This window comes from Echinicola sediminis (assembly GCF_054777495.1).
This window is the reverse complement of record NZ_BAAHAP010000009.1, coordinates 43,557-60,477: the sequence shown is the minus strand read 5'-3', so window position 1 is coordinate 60,477 and position 16,921 is coordinate 43,557. Positions and strand designations below refer to the sequence as shown.

The following is a 16,921-nucleotide window of genomic DNA, read 5'->3' as shown; positions in this document are numbered from 1 at the left end:
TCAGATTTTGTTCTTTGTATCTATGCTTATTGTCACTGGCCCGTCATTGACCAAAGCCACTTTCATATCTGCTCCAAACTCTCCGGTCTGAATATTTTTCCCCAAATCCTTTTCCATGATACCTATAAACTCTTCATAGAGAGGAATGGCTATATCCGGTTTTGCCGCTTTGATATAAGAAGGTCTATTTCCTTTTTTGGTACTTGCGTGAAGGGTAAATTGGCTGATCAAAAGCACATCCCCCTCCACATCCAACAAACTTTTGTTCATCACCCCATTCTCATCCCCGAAAATCCTCAGGTTGATGATTTTCTTGGTCAACCACACGATATCCTCTGAATTGTCCGCCTCCTCGATCCCCAACAAAACCATCAGCCCCTGGCCGATTTCCCCTTTTACTTTACCGTCAATTTTCACCGAAGATTCAGAAACTCGCTGAATAACTGCTATCATTGTACTCGAATTTTTAATGAAATCCGAAGATAGTTGAAATCAGGGAAGATATACAGTTTTCACAACATCATTTTGGCCATGGGGATCACCCTATTGGGCTTTGTCCTTTTCAATTGGTTTCAGCAGCCTATTCAGCACAGCCTCAACCTACTTTTCGATGCCAATCAATACGAAAAAGCTTATGACTACTTTCGTGGAGAAGCCTTAGATTACGAAATCAACTACCCCTTTAGTGTCCGTATCTTCGTTACTTGGCTTGCTGCCCAGCTTCCATCAGACGCTGTATTCACCAACTTTAAAGCCATCAATCTTTTCTTTGGACTTATTTGGATACCGCTGTGGTTTAAGCTTTCGGAAAATATGGGGCTGGACAGGTTTAAAGCCTGGCTGGGATGGTTTTGGATCACGTTTCACTGGGTGGGAGTTCTCAAGGCCAATCTATCCGATCCCATTACTGTGGATGTACCCATTTACTTTTTCCAGCTGTTAATTCTTTATGCCATTATCTCTAAAAATTGGATTTTGTTGTTAGTCGCCACTCCATTTGCCACCATCCAAAAAGAATCCATTTTCCCAATTCTCTTGACCCTCTCCCTCTTTCCAGGACTGGATTTTTGGAAAAGGGGAGATAAAAAAGCCTGTCTGTCCTTGATTGGAGCCACCTTGATAAGCTGGTTGACATTAACGATTACTACCCACTTCTTTCCAGCAGCAAATGCTGGGAAAAACGGGGCGGTCAATTTGTTTTACAATACATTGGGGTTGCTTGCTCACCCCGATCTCCTGATAAGGTGGGTATTATCGCTGTCAATAGCCTTCGGGGCTTTTGTTTGGGTATTGGTTTGGAACTGGAAGAAGCTGGTCAATTTCAAAAACCCTCACCATAAGGTGCTGGTTCCTTTGATAGCTATTTATACTTTTTTCAGCCTCATTGCTGGGGGAGATTTTACCCGGATTGCATTTTTGGGAGCTCCGTATTTCTTTTTACTTCTACTTCCCAATCTACATTTATCCAAAACCCAATGGATTGTTTTGCTAAGCATTAGTATTCCGGCCATGCGCCTGTTTGAGTTTATTCCCGATGGGGGATCAGACTTTAACCAATGGAAGACCTGGTATCCGGAATATGCCCCTTGGCAATGGGCATTGATTTATTCCGCGTATACGCTTGTGCTAATGGCGGTTAGCAAAAAATGGTTGATTGCGAAACCTCAAGCGGCCCAGAATCATTAGGTAGCAGGCCCACTGTACCCTAAAAAATCTGCATCTCCCTGGACTCGATGATTTTAACTACCTCCAGTTCATCATTCATGGCCTGATGAATCATCGCCTTGGCCACTTGATGATCGTAGATCGGCTTATACTTTTTAAAGAGCCCAAAAGAAGTAGCAGCTTTGGCCAATACTTTACCCAAACTTTCGCCAATCCTGACCTCCTTCCTATGGCCAAGTAAAATGGAAGGCCTAAATATCCCCAAATACTTAAATGGAACCACCTTAAGATCTTCTTCCACTTCTCCCTTTACCTTACTGTAAAAGACGGAAGATAGCTGATCGGCGCCAAGAGAACTGACATATAAAAATTTCGTAGCTCCCCACCGGTGTGCCCACCTTGCATAATTGATCACGTAATCATGATCTATTTTATAAAAATTTTCTTTACTCTTTGCCTTCTTGATGGTGGTCCCCAGGGCACAAAAGGCATGAATGACAGCTCCTTTGTTTTCAAGGGCATTGATCAGCTCATGATGCTCGCCCCCGAAGTCCTTTTCCCTTAATTTGTCCAACAGGCTTACCTGCTCCAACCGCTCAAAATCCGCGACCACCTGAACCATTTTGGCATGTTTAAAAGCCAGTTCCCTGCGAGACACCGTAATGACGTAATCATAGGACTTTTCCTGAAACAGCTGGTGCAAAAGCTGTACACCGATCAAACCCGATGCACCGGAAACAATGGCGATGGTCTTCATGGAAATCAATTTTAGGTTAACAATTGCACAAATTCAGATTCTATGCTTTGGTTCTTATCCCTTGCATACCAAAGATGGATGCTTTTCTTGAACTCCTCGCTGGAAACGCCCTTGGGGTCATTTTTATATTCCAGCATCATCTTCTGAAGCTCCTGTGGTCTGGGGCCCCAGGTAAACAGTTCCTCCAAAGATCCCTCTTCCATGGCAATAAGCTTCGGGATGGACCTACCTCCATTGGTAAGGTATTCATCCATTACGTCCAGATTTTCATCCCTAAGGATATACCGCACGCTGATCTTTTCATTATAAGCAGCCAATTTCTCAATATAGGGAATATTCTGGGCCGCATCCCCACACCAGCCTTCGGTCAAAACCAACCAAATCTGATCTTGCTCTATTCCACGAATCAGCTCTTGGATATCTTCACTGACCTTGGAGGTCTTATCCCATCGCTTCATCCTTTGGACATTGATCCGGGCATAGTCCATCATTGCTTCTGAATGGTTGTCGCCAGTCGTTTTGTTTTCCTGAAGCAGCTTATCGATCAGTTCTCGATATGCTGTATAATTCATTGCTTGGTCGATCAACTCTGGAGTGATCGAAGAAGTAATGGCCGTCATATAATTTCCTTATTTTTTGGGCTATTAACAAGAGCCTTTAAAGCTTAGTTCTCTCCCAGTCCAAAAAATCTTCAATATCCGATTGAATGCTTTTGGTAACGGCCAATAAAACGGACAAATCGTCCACAAAGCCCAGGCCGGCAATAAAATCAGGTATAATATCAAAGGGGATGACAAAATACAGCAATCCAAGGACCATCAACACCAGTGTTTTGGTGGAAAAGGACCTGTACTCATTTTTGTAATAGGCCTTGACCATCCTAAGCAACACATCCAAATAAAACCTGGATTCTTTAATGGTAGGATTGTCAGCAAATTGATGTAGCTTATCAGAAACTTTCTGGATCAATTGATGAAGCTTTTCTTTGCTCTGCGCTATCCTCTCGGCTTTTTTATGATAAAACCTTTTTGCCTTGTCCAAGACTTTCCCTTGTTCACTATTCCAGTTTTCCATGATCTCCCTAACTTAAAAGTATACCCTAATTTCTGATTTCACCTTTTTCAAGGCAAATGAAATGCCATCATTTTTCTGCTCCAAGGAATGCTGAAATATCTTTTTGGCCAGCTCTACCCCTTTGGAATCTGGAGCCACTTCCTGCATGGAGGTATTGATCAATGTCACCACCCCCTCTACAGCATTCCGGACACTTTCCCAGGTTTCATCAGAAAAATAAACCTGCTGGGCCAGGTTATGGTTAAATTCCTCCCTTATTTCGTGCAGTAACCGACCGTGAAGCTCTCCGGAAGAGTAGGACGGGTCATTCACCCTTCTCACCAGGTTATTGGGGGAAATCCGCTCCAAGAGCAAACATAAACGCTCCCCGGCCTGCAAACGGATCGGCAGCACCGTATTTGAGTTTTGGGTTTTCAAATCTACCAATTTGGCCTCCCGGTCTTTGGACAAAAATGAAACCACCACCACATACATTCCATAAACCACAAGGCCCGCCGGCAAAATGACCTTTAACAATTCAACAACGTACTCCATTTGCATTTTTTGATTTCTACCCGAATATCTAAAATATTTCAAACACAAGTTGATTATTTGTCATTATTTTTGAACCAAGAAGTCATTCTGAACATTTACTAGTCATGTTAATTCCTATTAAAATAACCGAAAAGGCGCAAGAGGAGATCAAAAGTATCATGAAGCACAAAAACATCCCGGAAGGATACTCTTTAAGAGTGGGTGTCAAAGGCGGTGGCTGTGGGGGCATGTCCTACGCCCTTGGCTTTGACAAATCCAAAGAAGGGGACCAGGCTTTTGAATTTGGTGGAATCCCTGTGCTGATCGAAAAAAGGCATGTTATGTTCCTAATGGGAATGGAGATCGATTTCTATGAAGGCAATGATGCCCGGGGTTTTACCTTTGTCAATCCCGATATTCCCAAAAGACACGATGTAACTGAATAAACCTCCTTTTCCCATGAAAAGATGTCTCCTGATGATAGCGGCCCTTATTGGTTTCTTTCATACTGTCATGGCCCAAGAGGTCCTCAAGTTGGAAAAGGATGAACCGGCCGCCATGGGCCAATTAGAGGATTTATCTTGGCTAGTGGGGTATTGGAAGGGTACGGGCTTTGGCGGAGAATGTGATGAGCTTTGGCTCCCGCCCCAAGGCAACAGCATGACGGGGATTTTCCGTTTTGTGGAAGAGGGAAAGCTCATTTTCTCTGAATACATGGCAATCGTCGAAGAGGAGGGCAGGCTTTACCTTAAGGTCAAACACTTCAACGGTGATTTTTCTCCTTGGGAGGATAAAGACAAGTGGGTCAATTTCCGTTTTATAAAATCCGAAGGAAAGACTGCCTACTTCAGTGGATTGACGCTTCATAGAAAAAAAAGCTCCTTGACCCTCAAACTGGCCATGGAGCATAATGGGCAGACTTCTGTCGAAACTTTGGAATACGTTAAGGTGAAACTTTAGAAAACTGTTTGATCAGCCTTCCCCGGGAAGTTTGATCCGCAAAAACACATTATCGTAAATCACTTTTTTTCCCTCTGCATCGCAGATGACATAATGCGTATACGGCTCACCTTTGTATTTAAAGTTGATCTTATAAACCACATCCCCCAAACCAATCATCTTGGTAAATTGTCTTTGTTTATTTATTCTATCCACCAATAGTCCTTCTAAAGTTAATTTCCTCGCTTCCTCAGGTGAAAGGTCATTTAAGGTCTTTGTCTTCTTGTAGTTGATGTTTATAAAATCAGTTGACAGCTCATGGGGTGTCACGTATTCAAAATTTGAGAACTCGGTTTTATTGGAATAATCTCGGATCTCTTTTGATCCATCAGGAAGGGTCTTGTAAGTGGAATCACTCTCTATCGTCCTTTTTGAAACCAAGTAATGATTAAGCGCCATCTCATCAATATTGATCTCCCTTTCCATCAATTGAACCATTTCTTTAAAAAACTCAGGAGTAATAAACCTCTTTATGCTATTAGGGTACCCGGAACTGTCCAAATAGTAATTATGGGGTTTCAACTTAATTTTATAAACCCTTTTATCTTCATTGGAATGGTAGGAAGTAGAACCTGACATCCCCACACCAACTGCCTTAACCCCCGAATAATAATTTCTGTAATGCTGATAGGTTTGACTATCGTCGATTTTTTCAACAAAGCTATAGTCCACCAATTCAAATTCATCAGCATTGGATACAATTTCAGAAGACCAGTTGCTAAACAGGTTCTCAAAGTTGCTTTCATAACTCCTAATGGGCTTTCCAACCTCATAAATGGAAACCTCTTCTTTAGGAGATGGGTTTTGCCCAAAAACGGCAACATGTATCAAGCAAAAAAACGAAACAATAAAAGTCTTTTTCATAAAAAACAGGTTTAATGAAATATAAGCATCCGTAATGTTACACATAACCGAATCTTATGAGTTTTTTTTGTTTTTTCCTGTTCTTTTCCATTGATGAAAAGAACCAAAAATCTAGGCCACGGAGCCTTCTTCAAATTGAGTGAATTCGTTTTCGATTACGATCAGTTTGTCTCAATTTGATTTTGTGCCATTTGCTGTAGACTAAAAATGAGTGGATCTCGCTCGTCCACTTCGCGAGCTAACTCATTTTCTTAACGCCTTCATCAACTGTCCCAAAACCGAATGCTCCAAAGGCCATCAGAAGGATTTCTGTTAACTATTTTGTTCTATTAATGCTACGTGCAAAATCCTGGATAGTCAGATAATGAAATCACTACGAAACAAATGTCAAACAAACACTATAAACAATGATAATAATTTTCTCTTAAAAATCCTCAAAAGCCGGTTTGATATTGGACCAGAATTCGTCCAGAGCGATAATCCTTGGTTTTAAAAAAGAGATAATTTCAGGCCAGGAGTCCCGGTTCATTACATTCACACCCTCGATCCTTTTTTCGATCTTGGAGGTGACCTTGCCATACTGGTCCACAGCATGAAGTTGCCAACTCCACTCCTCTCCCAATGTGCCGTGAAGTAAAGCCCTGAACTGTTCGAATTGCTCAAACACCAGTTCCTGCATTTCGGTATCCTTGTGATTGACCTCTATTCCTATCGAGGCAAAGCCCCTTTCCGCTTTCATCCTAAAAAACACTTGGGGAACGTGGGTATTGTAATTTTGCCAATTGACCCGAACTCCCTCCGCAGATGGCACGGGCTTCATATATTGCCCAAAAGCCGTCCAAAAGTCTTTTCTGGTCTTGGTGATCTCTGCTCTTTTGTACACTTATTTGTAATCTTCGGGATAGGAAACTTTTACTACGGAATAATTGACTACCCCGCCCAAAGCAGGATTATGCTTTTTGATAACCACCTCCACATTTTTGAGGGCGGGATAAACCTTTAGGATATCCTGAACCATCAGGTGCCCCAGGTGTTCCAGTAAGTGCACCGGCTCTTGCATGTGTGACTTGGCTATTTGGTATATTTTAGCGTAATCGACGGTTTCGTCGAGGTCATCCTCCAACATGGCTTTCTTGAAATCGGTTTCCACATGGATATCCACCGTAAAGCGGTTTCCCAGCTTTTTTTCCTCCGAAAAAACCCCGTGGAAGGCATGAAACTCTATCCCCTCTAGCGATACTTTCCCCATCAATCAAACTGGTCAAAAAATGATCCTGAAGCTTTTTTAGGGGCCCCGGGGTCTTCCTTCGGTTTATCCTCCTTGATTACCTCTGGGCTTGGGCTTTCCTTAAACGGGATAGTCTCCTTTGAAACAGCTTTATCCTCAGCTGACAGTTCTTCAACCGCTGGTGTTTCCTTTTCTTCTGCCTGTATCTTTTCAGAAAGCTGCTCCGCTTTTTCTTCTATTTTAACAGGTTCAGCTTCCTTTTTTGGCTCGATGACAAAGGAATGTGACTTTTCCTTGGGCTGCTTCAACTCCATTTCCCCTCCGTACTGTGAAACGGAGCGGCTAAGCTCCTTCACTGCTTTGGTGTGGATCTCTAAATCGATTCGTTTGATATCCTCTTGGGACTGCTTCACATTTTCCAAGCTTTCTGTTGCCAGGTTTTTCAGGTTACGGATAACCATCTCCCTTTGCGCCAACAGCTCTTCATAATTTCCCACCAAATTTTTCACTTCTCCTTTGAGGTCCTCTACAATCCGTTTGGCATTGCTTTCCGCTTCTTCAATGATGCTTCGGGATTTGTTCTTTGCTTCCGCAATCATGGCATCAGCATTCATTTGGGATTCCTTGAGGATCAGTTCAGCGGTTTTATTCGCTTGCTCGATCATGCTCGCACCGGTATCCTCCGCTGCTTTGAGGGTTTTGAAAAGAGAATCTTCCACTTCTCTAAGCTTGGCCGTTTCCTTCTCCACCTGCTCAAGCCTGATCTGCAACGCCCGCTTTTCGTCCATTTCCCGTTCCCATTCTTGGGAAAGTGACACCAAAAAAGAACTTACTTCGTCCTTATCGAATCCTCGGAAATTTTTCTCAAACGTCTTTTGACGGATTTCTAACGGTGTTATTTTCATAAATTTTCATCAAGTTCAATATCCCAAATGGAAATGGTACGGTCATCACTCACGGCGATAACCTGCTGATTGTACCTGCTCCAAATCACCTTATTTACAGAAGTGCCATGGCCTGCATGCCGCGATTTATCAATCACCTTTTTCAATTGAAAGGTCGCGGTTTCCCACAGCTTTATGGATTTATCCATACTACAAGTTACAAAATATTTGCCATCTTCTCGAAAGGCCAGGTAATTGATGGCATACATATGGGCAACGATGTTCTCTTCCTGATGGTAGCTTTCTGCATTCCATATTTTAAGATGGGCATCCCTTCCCCCGCTCACCAACACCTTACCATTGGGAGAATAACGCAAAGCAAAAACAGAATTGCTATGCCCTTCCAGTTTTTTTACCGGCGCATAATCCTTCAGTTCAAAGACTTTCACGGTATTGTCACTGGCACCTACCGCCAAATGCTGTCTTTCCCTATCCACGTCCATTACTCGGATATTCTTCTCCCCCAACTTGATATGCTTGAGAATGGACCTTTCATTGATATCCAAAACGGTGATTACCCCATCCCCTGTACCTACAAATGCCCTATCTCCATATATCTTAATATCAAAAATGGCATGGTCAGTAACCTTTAGTGACCAAAGTTCCTTTAAAGTATTCAGGTCAATCACATGGACACCTTCAAAATTATGGCCAATAAACAACAGGTTTCGTTGCCTATCCACTTCCAGCGCATAAATCGAATTGGGCAATTTGGCGATCAGTTTACCGTCTTTGGGCGCTTCCAGATCCCACTGCACCACCATCCCATCTCCGGCACCGGTGAAGAAATACCGGGGGTCCTTCCCCTCTGCCAAGGCAAAAATACTATCGTTGTGTCCTGTTAAAGTATAAAGTTTATTTACTTGAATTTTTGACATATATTGCATTTTGATTCACCTAAGCCGCTCTTCTAATCTATGCAAGCAAAAATAGAAAAAATTAGTCCTTTATCTGCCCTGGCCATTAAGAATATTGACGAACAAGAAGATAAAGCCATTGACTTTTTAAGTTTTAGGGAAAGGCTATCATTTGCGAACATCAGTCATTACGAAAAACAAAAAGAATGGAAGGGGGCAAGGCTGGCCATCAAATCCGCACTGGACGCCATCAACATGGGCTATCCTGGTTTTTATAAGGACGAACACGGCAAGTCCTATCCCATGGATGGATATGGAAACGTCTCCCTGACCCACACCAAAGGACTGGCAGCGGCCATTTTCCATAAGGAGATGCCCGTAGGGATAGATATCGACTATATCAAAGAAAAGGTGGTCCGATTGGGACCTAAATTCCTTGATCCCTCGGAAATTGATTTTTTGGACAATGACCCCATATTATACACCATCGCTTGGTCTGCCAAGGAATCCATCTTCAAATGTCAGGGCAGAAAAGGCATCAGCCTGCGGCAGCACATTCTTCTCTCCCCTTTTTGTATCAATGACAGGGTAATTAAAGGCAAAATCTACGGAACAGATTTCGCCGATCACTATTACTCGGTGAAAGTCGACAAAGAAGACGACTTGGTCCTGACCTATACCATTTGGTAAATTAAATCAAGCCGATAACATAATTGGTAGGAAGAACTTCTATCCTTTTATACCAACCCCCGCCCTTTATTTTACTTAATTCCTTTTTGATTTATAATATAAAGCATGAAGGTAGTGAAGGTATTAAGGCCATTAAGAAATCCTCAGCTCCCAAAAAAACCTCCCTTAACCTTAATGTTTAAATTAGGGGAATCCATAAAATATAAAACATGATGTCATAAGCTACCCACCCAATTTGACCCGGCCTTGGGCAGTTGACTTAGTCCCTAAATCTTCTCATCTAACTAAAATGGCAATAATTTGGGGCTTATGTACTTTGTGCTAAACCTTTGGCTTACCTGCTTTTCTTGTCCATTTTTTTGTAGATTAGAGAAGGCAACAAGTCTATCGCCATGAAAAGTTTACTCTTTTTATTGACAGTGATTTTAAGCCCGGTAATGGTTACCCAGGCCCAAGAACTAGAAGAAATCGAGCTGGAAGATCTTGTATTCGGAGGGCAATATAAGCTTGAGAACCATAAATCGGCCGAGGCAGTAGTGCTCATTATTACCACTAATGCCTGTCCTTTTGCCAAATTGTATGAGGACAGGATCTTGGCCCTACAAAAAGCTTTTCACGCGAAGGGAGTTCTCTTTGCCTTTATTAATCCACTTGTTGGAAAAACAGAGGAGGAGAGCCTCGTCAATATTAAAAAGAAAATAGCACAGAAAAACATTGCCTTCAGCTACTTGATTGATCCGGACCAACAGCTTACCGGGATGTTGGGAGCCACAAAATCACCAGAGGCCTTTGTGCTGACTCCAAGCCCTACAGGATTTGCCGTCGTTTACCATGGTGCCATCGACAATAACCCACAGCTTCCCCAAAGTGTCACAAAAAGATACTTGGAATCGGCTATCAATCAGGTGCTTCAAGGGCAAAACCCTGTCCCCAACTATCAAAGACCGGTGGGCTGTACTATCCAAACTGCTTACTGATCCGACTCCAAAATTTGGAGCAATAGCCGGACTTCCTCTACCTTATCCAACTCACCCAGTTTATCAAATGAAACCATTAAATTTCTAAATGTCCTTTTCACTACGTCCATGTGGTCGCAGGGCTCAAAAAATTCTCCTTTGGGCTCTATTTTAAGGTGCTCCAGGTAATTATTGATATCCTGACGGCTAAAGATCAGTCCCTTATTAAAGGCATTGATATAGAATGTGGTCTCTTCCGATTTAAAGGTCAGGACAAATAGATTGGGCAAATTCACCCCATAAACCGGCAAACCTAACTTTCTGGCCACCAAATAATAAATAGCACATAAACTGATGGGGTTTCCTCGGCGGGTATCGATCACATTGCTCATCATGCTATTAGCAGGAGAATGAAAGTTTTTTGTATTGGCTGAAAACCTTAGCTGATTGAACAGCACATTATTGACCAAGCGTATCTGATCGTAAGGGGAAACTTCAGTCTTAAATGAAGTCCACACTTCAAAATATATCTGATGCATGGCTGCATTCAGCGTTTCAAATTCCAGATCGGGGTATTGATAGGTGTTGATGATCCAAAGTCCCTTTAGTAGATCTTGTTCCTGGGAATCCCGCCAATCCTCCAGCCTTTTTTTTAGCAGGGAAAACTGCAACTCATGAACCAACTCTTCGATTTCTTTTTGGATTTCCGGATTGAAGCTGCTTTCCCACTTTTTCTCCAAAAAAGGAATCACATCATTGCCCAATGAGATGATTTTGTCCTTTACATGTTCTTTCACCTCATGATCGGTATCATCCAGTAGAGAAACCAATGCATGCAATTCTTTTTCACTTAGCCTTTCCATATTTTCCTTCCAAGTATTCAGGGAGTCCTATTCAGCCAAAAACTATAAACACTTCCTTTTATTCTACGCCCAAATTTACGATCAAGTTTGTATAACTCCTACATTAAACCGTTCCGTAATAGGAGCATGGTTCGCTGCAGCTATACCTATGGACACCGTTTTCCGGGTTTCTTCCGGTGAAATCACCCCATCCACCCACAACCTGGCCGCTGCATAATAAGGACTTAATTCCTGGTTATATTTATCGGTAATATCACTGAGCAACTTGGCTTCCTCCTCTTCTGTAATCTCTTTTCCCGCCTTTTTGAATGAAGCTACCTTGATCTGAAGTAAGGTCTTTGCCGCCGAAGCCCCGCTCATCACGGCCATCTGAGCTGTTGGCCAACTGAAAATCAAGCGAGGATCATAGGCCTTTCCGCACATCGCATAATTGCCTGCCCCGTAAGAATTGCCAATGACCACTGTAAACTTTGGCACCACAGAGTTGGCCATGGCATTGACCATTTTTGCCCCGTCCTTGATAATTCCTCCGTGCTCAGCCCTGCTACCTACCATAAATCCACTTACATCCTGAAGAAAGAGTAAGGGAATCTTTCGTTGATTACAGTTCATGATAAACCGGGCGGCCTTGTCTGCCGAATCAGAGTAGATCACGCCCCCCATCTGCATTTCTCCCTTTTTGGTTTTCACCATTTTCCGCTGATTGGCCACAATCCCCACAGCCCAACCTTCTATACGGGCCGTTCCGCACACCAACGTTTTTCCATAGCCGTCTTTGTATTCATCAAAAGTTCCTTCGTCTACCAAACAGTCCAGCAATTCATGCATATCATAAGGTTTGGCCCGATCAGTTGGGAAGAGGTCAAATAATTGGTCATTAGACTTCATCGGCTCTTTTGGAGCTACCCTGTCAAACCCAGCATGTTCACTTTCACCAAGTGTTTCGAAAATCCGCTTGATGGCATCCAAGCATTCCTCATCAGAGGCATATTTATTATCCGTCACACCTGAGATTTCACAGTGTGTTGTGGCTCCTCCCAAAGTTTCATTATCCACGGATTCCCCAATAGCCGCTTTGACCAAATAGGATCCCGCCAAAAAAATGGACCCTGTCTTATCCACAATCAGCGCTTCATCAGACATAATGGGCAAATAGGCCCCTCCTGCAACACAGCTCCCCATGATGGCGGCAATCTGCACTATCCCCATGGAAGACATCTTGGCATTATTTCTAAACTGCCTGCCAAAATGCTCCTTGTCAGGAAAAATTTCATTTTGCTTGGGCAAGAACACTCCCGCACTGTCCACCAAATAAATAATGGGCAGCCTGTTTTCCATGGCAATCTCCTGCGCCCGGAGGTTTTTTTTGGCCGTCATGGGAAACCATGCCCCCGCCTTGACAGTAGCATCATTCGCCACGATTACACACATGCGACCGCTAACGGTACCGATTCCCGCGACGACCCCGGCAGAAGGACAGCCCCCCTCTTCTTGGTACATCCCATGGGCAGCAAGCGCCCCTATCTCCAAAAAATCCGCCCCCTGATCTATCAAATACTTGATCCTTTCCCTGGCGGTAAGTTTGCCTTTTGCATGCTCCTTCTGGATCCTTTTCTCCCCCCCTCCCTGCTTGACTTTCTCAATAAGGCCTTGAAGCTCCTGTAGTAATTCCTGATGCTTTGCTAGATTGGTTGTATTCATGGGCTTATATACTTGATTAAGGTTCATTTCCTTTGATCGGAAAGGAAATTAATATAAAAGTTCGTCTCTTTCAATATAGAAAAAAACAGGTGATTTTAGATTGCCACCTCAAAAAACAGGCAAAAGAAAACCGGCCAAAAGCCGGTTGTAATATCTATGTGATCAAAAATCCGTGATCAATACGCCTCTACCTCCTCCTTATAGGCCTTGATGGACCTGTATATAGCGGACGCCAAGTAGGCTTGTCCGTTTTTACTGTTGAGGTACTTTTCTTCATTGGAATTGGACAGAAAGCCCGTTTCAATAAGGATACTCGGCATGCTGGTGGTCCATAGGACGTACAGCGGGAGTTGCTTTACACCACGGCTGTGCCTGTTTAATCTGGTTTTGAAGTCATTTTCCACCTTTTGGGCCAGGGAAAGGCTGTTGGCAAAGTAGGCTTTCTGCATCAGATTGAACATCATATAGGACTCCGGGGAATTAGGATCAAAACCTTCATAGTTTTCCTTGTATCCCTCCTCCATGAGAATCACCGCATTTTCGCGCTTCACCACATCAAAATTCCGGTCAAAGTGGTTGGCCCCCATCACATAGGTTTCCGTGCCATAGGCACTGGATCCCCTGACTGCGTTACAGTGAATGGAAACAAACAAATCTGCTTTGTTCCTGTTGGCAATATTTGCCCGTTCTTTTAATTCGATAAACACATCTGATTTCCGGGTATAGATCACCTCCAAATCAGGAATATTTTTTTCTATATATTCCCCCACCTGTAAGGCAATGGACAAGGCCACATCTTTTTCCTTGGATATGCGCCCACTGGTTCCGGGATCCTTTCCGCCGTGCCCTGCATCGATCACCACCCTTCTCAGCTTGAATTCCCTCATACTTTCGCCCACAGGGGTAAATGCAGACAAAAGCACAAAGCAAGTCAGCAGAGAAATTATTATAACATTTTTGACACTGGTTCGTTTCATAAACATTATTAACGTTAACTTTACGCAAAATTTATAAATTTTCGAAGCAAATAGAAGTAAATCGGTGCAGAATATTAAGGTAGTTTATCTTTCCCTTATCCTGATCATAGTTTCCCTACATTGCTCCCTTGCGCAAAGAACGACTCGGAGACCTGCAGAAAAGGAAATTATAGCACCTGATCTTTCCCCCTTAACGGACAGCATCCCCCCTTCACTTCCCGATAGCTTAGCACTTAATGACACCATTCCTAATGGGGACACTACAAAGGTTGTGCCCAAAGGTGACATAGAAAGCACCATCAACTACGCGGCGCAAGACAGCATTTTATCCGATTTCAAAGAGAAAAAAGTCTATCTCTACAAACAGGCATGGTTTGAATATGGCAACATACGGTTGGATGCCGATTACATCGAAATCAACTGGGAAACCAATGAACTTTATGCCTCCGGCGTTACCGACTCTACCGGTGCGGTACAGGGTAGCCCTATCTTTAAAGAGGGCAGCAGCACCTACGAAATCAGGAAAGAAATGCGGTATAATTTTAAAACGCGAAAAGCCATCATTTCTGATGTGGTCACCGAACAACAAGAGGGGCTCCTACGTGGTGAAACCGTAAAAAAAGACGATGAGGGCAATATTTACCTTCACCATGGGTATTATACCACCTGTAACCTGGCCGAACCCCATTGGCATATTTCTTCCAACAAAATCAAATCTGTCGAAGGTAAACAAACCATATCAGGACCTTTTAACCTTTATTTCAACGGTATCCCTACCCCTGTCGGCCTTCCTTTTGGCTTTATTCCCGACCAGAAAGAAGAACAGGTTTCCGGAATCATTATCCCCTCTTATGGGGAAGAAAGAAGGCGAGGGTTCTATTTAAGGGATTTTGGCTACTACTTCGCCTTCAACGATTACATCCATTCCCGCTTGACCGGTGAGATATTTTCCAAAGGTGGCTATGGTATCAAGGCTGCTACTGCCTACAAAAAAAGATACCGATATGGAGGCGGCTTCAACGTGGACTTCCAACAGTTCAGAAGCCCAGAGACCGAAGCCAACCCACTTGATTATACCACCCTGTGGGTCAACTGGAGCCATAGCCCGGAATCCAGAGGAAACTCGAGATTTTCCGCATCGGTAAATGCAGGGACGACCAATTACAACAACCTGGTGGTCAACCCGAACAATTACCTGAGAAACACCAATTCTGAATTCACCTCTAACATTTCATACAGCAAGACTTTTACCGGAACGCCCTTTAGCATGTCTGCTAATTTAAGGCATTCCCAAAACATTCAGACCGATGAGGTCAGGCTGATCCTCCCGGACATCTCGGTGAACATGAACAGGCAAACCCCCTTCCGTAACTCGCGGTTTGAGCCCCTCAAGACCCTGAATTTTGCCTGGAACTTCAATGCCCAAAATTCGGTAAACAATAAAGTGGTTGAGGAATTTGGGGTAGACAACGCATCCCTGCAGGAGGAGGTTTTGGATATTGAAGAAACCCCAGATGTCGTCCCATTCACTTGGGCCAATCTTCCTACATTGCTGAAACAGGCTGAAAATGGATTTCGACATACACTTCCCGTCTCATCCAACTTCACCTTGTTCAAATATTTTACCGGGACAGCTGGATTTCAGTACACCGAATTGTGGTATTTCGATCGGGTCAACTATTACTATAATGCACCTGAAGAACGGGTGGACAGGATTTTGGAAAATGGCTTCAGCAGGGTAGGCTATTATAACACTTCTTTTAATTTGGCCACCAATATTTACGGGTTCTATACCTTTGGTAAAAACTCCAAACTGGAAGCGATCAGACACCATGTGCAGCCTACTATAGGCATGTCCTTCACCCCGGACTTTTCGGATCCGAAATACGGATACTACCAAAGTGTACAGGTGGACGAAGAAGGAAACCGCCAACTTTACAGCCGCTTTCAGGGATTCCTTTATGGCGGTGCCCCAAGAGGGGAATCAAGGTCATTGAACATCTCCATCCGGAATACCTTGGAAGCTAAAAAAAGAGTGGAAAGTGATACAGCAGAGACTACCTCAAAGAAATTCCCCTTGTTGCAATCCTTCAATATTTCCACCAATTACAACTTCGTGGCCGACTCCTTTAACCTCGCTCCGATCAACATGAGCACAAGGACCTCGTTCTTTGACAACAAAATATCCGTTGCGCTTTCAGCCACTTTGAACCCTTACGCTACCCAAACCTTTACCGAGGAAGACGGTGATAGCTTTACCCGAAGAATCAACGAATACGCCTGGAAGAGAGGCCAAGGAGTGGGCACCATCAGCCGGGCAAACCTGAACCTCAACGGAAGCTTTAATCCACGAGGGGTAGAAAAAACACCTGCCGACACTCGCGAAGAGCTCACCAACGATTACCTCCAACAAGGCGGTCAGTTGAACGATGCGGTAGAAAACGAAATCAACCGCATAGCCAACGACCCCAGCCAGTACATTGACTGGAGTATTCCATGGAACATCAACTATAGCTATAACCTCAGCTATAGTAAAAGTGACCGATCGGGCTCCACCAACATTACCCAGGCAATCAACCTTTCTGGTGATGTGAGTTTTTCAGAAAAGTGGAAAATCAATTTCAATACAGGGCTTGACTTATCTACTCAAAAAATCACCCAATCCATGATCGGTATTGCACGGGACCTGCACTGTTGGCAGATGAATGCCAGCTGGATTCCTTTTGGCTCCTTTACCAGTTATAATATCGACATCAGGGTCAAAGCCAGCATCCTTCAGGACCTGAAAATCTCCAGAAGAAGATCTTTCTTCGATTTTTAGAAGAGCTTAGTA

Annotated in this window: 19 protein-coding genes; 6 read left to right on the top strand and 13 right to left on the bottom strand. The window is 43.5% G+C overall.

The features are described 5' to 3' along the window. Entirely contained in the window at positions 1-453 is a 453-nt protein-coding gene (dtd, locus tag ACYVAA_RS03930; protein ID WP_460538760.1) for a D-aminoacyl-tRNA deacylase, read from the bottom strand. A 33-nt stretch (positions 454-486) separates the two neighbouring features. Between dtd and ACYVAA_RS03925 the strand changes: the two genes are divergently transcribed. After that, positions 487-1,686 carry a hypothetical protein gene (locus tag ACYVAA_RS03925; protein ID WP_460538759.1) on the top strand — a complete coding sequence of 400 codons (1,200 nt, stop codon included), beginning with the start codon at positions 487-489 and terminating at the stop codon, positions 1,684-1,686. Positions 1,687-1,705: 19 nt separating this feature from the next. On the opposite strand, the gene ACYVAA_RS03920 is transcribed toward ACYVAA_RS03925, so the two are convergent. From ACYVAA_RS03920 to ACYVAA_RS03905, 4 genes are read right to left on the bottom strand one after another with little or no spacing between them, the layout of a single operon-like run. After that, positions 1,706-2,422, bottom strand: coding sequence for a Rossmann-fold NAD(P)-binding domain-containing protein (locus ACYVAA_RS03920; RefSeq protein ID WP_460538758.1), 717 nt, complete (start codon positions 2,420-2,422; stop codon positions 1,706-1,708). An 11-nt stretch (positions 2,423-2,433) separates the two neighbouring features. Beyond that, positions 2,434-3,042 carry a thioredoxin family protein gene (locus tag ACYVAA_RS03915; protein WP_460538757.1) on the bottom strand — a complete coding sequence of 203 codons (609 nt, stop codon included), beginning with the start codon at positions 3,040-3,042 and terminating at the stop codon, positions 2,434-2,436. 37 nt (positions 3,043-3,079) lie between these two features. After that, entirely contained in the window at positions 3,080-3,496 is a 417-nt protein-coding gene (locus ACYVAA_RS03910) for a YkvA family protein (RefSeq protein WP_460538756.1), read from the bottom strand. Positions 3,497-3,508: 12 nt separating this feature from the next. Next, entirely contained in the window at positions 3,509-4,030 is a 522-nt protein-coding gene (locus ACYVAA_RS03905) for a DUF7935 family protein (RefSeq protein WP_460538755.1), read from the bottom strand. 104 nt (positions 4,031-4,134) lie between these two features. Here ACYVAA_RS03905 and ACYVAA_RS03900 point away from each other — a divergent pair, with 104 nt between their 5' ends. Together ACYVAA_RS03900 and ACYVAA_RS03895 are read left to right on the top strand one after the other, a co-directional pair. Next, positions 4,135-4,455 carry a HesB/IscA family protein gene (locus ACYVAA_RS03900; protein ID WP_460538754.1) on the top strand — a complete coding sequence of 107 codons (321 nt, stop codon included), beginning with the start codon at positions 4,135-4,137 and terminating at the stop codon, positions 4,453-4,455. Positions 4,456-4,468: 13 nt separating this feature from the next. After that, positions 4,469-4,969 (top strand): DUF6265 family protein, encoded by a 501-nt coding sequence (locus ACYVAA_RS03895; RefSeq protein WP_460538753.1) that lies wholly within the window; start codon positions 4,469-4,471, stop codon positions 4,967-4,969. Positions 4,970-4,981: 12 nt separating this feature from the next. On the opposite strand, the gene ACYVAA_RS03890 is transcribed toward ACYVAA_RS03895, so the two are convergent. The 5 genes from ACYVAA_RS03890 to ACYVAA_RS03870 form a co-directional block, all read right to left on the bottom strand. Continuing rightward, complete coding sequence (locus tag ACYVAA_RS03890) at positions 4,982-5,872, bottom strand: hypothetical protein (RefSeq protein ID WP_460538752.1); 891 nt, start codon at positions 5,870-5,872, stop codon at positions 4,982-4,984. Between the two features lie 424 nt (positions 5,873-6,296). Continuing rightward, positions 6,297-6,755, bottom strand: coding sequence for a DUF4268 domain-containing protein (locus ACYVAA_RS03885; RefSeq protein ID WP_460538751.1), 459 nt, complete (start codon positions 6,753-6,755; stop codon positions 6,297-6,299). Then, complete coding sequence (gene folB / locus ACYVAA_RS03880; RefSeq protein ID WP_460538750.1) at positions 6,756-7,121, bottom strand: dihydroneopterin aldolase; 366 nt, start codon at positions 7,119-7,121, stop codon at positions 6,756-6,758. Then, positions 7,121-8,005 (bottom strand): DivIVA domain-containing protein, encoded by an 885-nt coding sequence (locus tag ACYVAA_RS03875; RefSeq protein ID WP_460538749.1) that lies wholly within the window; start codon positions 8,003-8,005, stop codon positions 7,121-7,123. The genes folB and ACYVAA_RS03875 overlap by 1 nt, the downstream gene beginning before the upstream one ends. After that, on the bottom strand, positions 8,002-8,922 hold the full coding sequence (locus ACYVAA_RS03870; protein WP_460538748.1) for a WD40 repeat domain-containing protein: 921 nt from the start codon (positions 8,920-8,922) through the stop codon (positions 8,002-8,004). The genes ACYVAA_RS03875 and ACYVAA_RS03870 overlap by 4 nt, the downstream gene beginning before the upstream one ends. A 39-nt stretch (positions 8,923-8,961) precedes the next feature. Here ACYVAA_RS03870 and ACYVAA_RS03865 point away from each other — a divergent pair, with 39 nt between their 5' ends. After that, positions 8,962-9,591: a 4'-phosphopantetheinyl transferase family protein gene (locus ACYVAA_RS03865; RefSeq protein WP_460538747.1), complete on the top strand. Its 630-nt coding sequence runs from the start codon at positions 8,962-8,964 to the stop codon at positions 9,589-9,591. Between the two features lie 392 nt (positions 9,592-9,983). After that, the gene (locus ACYVAA_RS03860) at positions 9,984-10,568 is read left to right on the top strand and encodes a thioredoxin domain-containing protein (RefSeq protein ID WP_460538746.1); all 585 of its coding nucleotides are present in this window, start codon (positions 9,984-9,986) and stop codon (positions 10,566-10,568) included. On the opposite strand, the gene ACYVAA_RS03855 is transcribed toward ACYVAA_RS03860, so the two are convergent. The 3 genes from ACYVAA_RS03855 to ACYVAA_RS03845 form a co-directional block, all read right to left on the bottom strand. Next, positions 10,562-11,410 carry a transglutaminase-like domain-containing protein gene (locus tag ACYVAA_RS03855; RefSeq protein ID WP_460538745.1) on the bottom strand — a complete coding sequence of 283 codons (849 nt, stop codon included), beginning with the start codon at positions 11,408-11,410 and terminating at the stop codon, positions 10,562-10,564. The two genes, ACYVAA_RS03860 and ACYVAA_RS03855, sit on opposite strands and share 7 nt — an antisense overlap. An 81-nt stretch (positions 11,411-11,491) precedes the next feature. Next, the gene (locus ACYVAA_RS03850) at positions 11,492-13,111 is read right to left on the bottom strand and encodes an acyl-CoA carboxylase subunit beta (RefSeq protein WP_460538743.1); all 1,620 of its coding nucleotides are present in this window, start codon (positions 13,109-13,111) and stop codon (positions 11,492-11,494) included. A gap of 176 nt (positions 13,112-13,287) precedes the next feature. Further along, positions 13,288-14,088: an N-acetylmuramoyl-L-alanine amidase family protein gene (locus tag ACYVAA_RS03845; protein WP_460538742.1), complete on the bottom strand. Its 801-nt coding sequence runs from the start codon at positions 14,086-14,088 to the stop codon at positions 13,288-13,290. Between the two features lie 64 nt (positions 14,089-14,152). On the opposite strand from ACYVAA_RS03845, the gene ACYVAA_RS03840 reads away from it, so the two are divergent. Next, positions 14,153-16,909, top strand: coding sequence for an LPS-assembly protein LptD (locus ACYVAA_RS03840; RefSeq protein WP_460538741.1), 2,757 nt, complete (start codon positions 14,153-14,155; stop codon positions 16,907-16,909). The last annotated feature ends 12 nt before the right edge of the window (positions 16,910-16,921 follow it).

What these genes read in the sequence shown, in the direction of transcription:
- dtd (WP_460538760.1), bottom strand. Translation starts at nt 453, where the DNA reads ATGATAGCAGTTATTCAGCGAGTTTCTGAATCTTCGGTGAAAATTGAC.
- ACYVAA_RS03920 (WP_460538758.1), bottom strand. Translation starts at nt 2,422, where the DNA reads ATGAAGACCATCGCCATTGTTTCCGGTGCATCGGGTTTGATCGGTGTA.
- ACYVAA_RS03915 (WP_460538757.1), bottom strand. Translation starts at nt 3,042, where the DNA reads ATGACGGCCATTACTTCTTCGATCACTCCAGAGTTGATCGACCAAGCA.
- ACYVAA_RS03910 (WP_460538756.1), bottom strand. Translation starts at nt 3,496, where the DNA reads ATGGAAAACTGGAATAGTGAACAAGGGAAAGTCTTGGACAAGGCAAAA.
- ACYVAA_RS03905 (WP_460538755.1), bottom strand. Translation starts at nt 4,030, where the DNA reads ATGGAGTACGTTGTTGAATTGTTAAAGGTCATTTTGCCGGCGGGCCTT.
- ACYVAA_RS03900 (WP_460538754.1), top strand. Translation starts at nt 4,135, where the DNA reads ATGTTAATTCCTATTAAAATAACCGAAAAGGCGCAAGAGGAGATCAAA.
- ACYVAA_RS03895 (WP_460538753.1), top strand. Translation starts at nt 4,469, where the DNA reads ATGAAAAGATGTCTCCTGATGATAGCGGCCCTTATTGGTTTCTTTCAT.
- ACYVAA_RS03890 (WP_460538752.1), bottom strand. Translation starts at nt 5,872, where the DNA reads ATGAAAAAGACTTTTATTGTTTCGTTTTTTTGCTTGATACATGTTGCC.
- folB (WP_460538750.1), bottom strand. Translation starts at nt 7,121, where the DNA reads ATGGGGAAAGTATCGCTAGAGGGGATAGAGTTTCATGCCTTCCACGGG.
- ACYVAA_RS03875 (WP_460538749.1), bottom strand. Translation starts at nt 8,005, where the DNA reads ATGAAAATAACACCGTTAGAAATCCGTCAAAAGACGTTTGAGAAAAAT.
- ACYVAA_RS03870 (WP_460538748.1), bottom strand. Translation starts at nt 8,922, where the DNA reads ATGTCAAAAATTCAAGTAAATAAACTTTATACTTTAACAGGACACAAC.
- ACYVAA_RS03865 (WP_460538747.1), top strand. Translation starts at nt 8,962, where the DNA reads ATGCAAGCAAAAATAGAAAAAATTAGTCCTTTATCTGCCCTGGCCATT.
- ACYVAA_RS03860 (WP_460538746.1), top strand. Translation starts at nt 9,984, where the DNA reads ATGAAAAGTTTACTCTTTTTATTGACAGTGATTTTAAGCCCGGTAATG.
- ACYVAA_RS03855 (WP_460538745.1), bottom strand. Translation starts at nt 11,410, where the DNA reads ATGGAAAGGCTAAGTGAAAAAGAATTGCATGCATTGGTTTCTCTACTG.
- ACYVAA_RS03850 (WP_460538743.1), bottom strand. Translation starts at nt 13,111, where the DNA reads ATGAATACAACCAATCTAGCAAAGCATCAGGAATTACTACAGGAGCTT.
- ACYVAA_RS03845 (WP_460538742.1), bottom strand. Translation starts at nt 14,088, where the DNA reads ATGAAACGAACCAGTGTCAAAAATGTTATAATAATTTCTCTGCTGACT.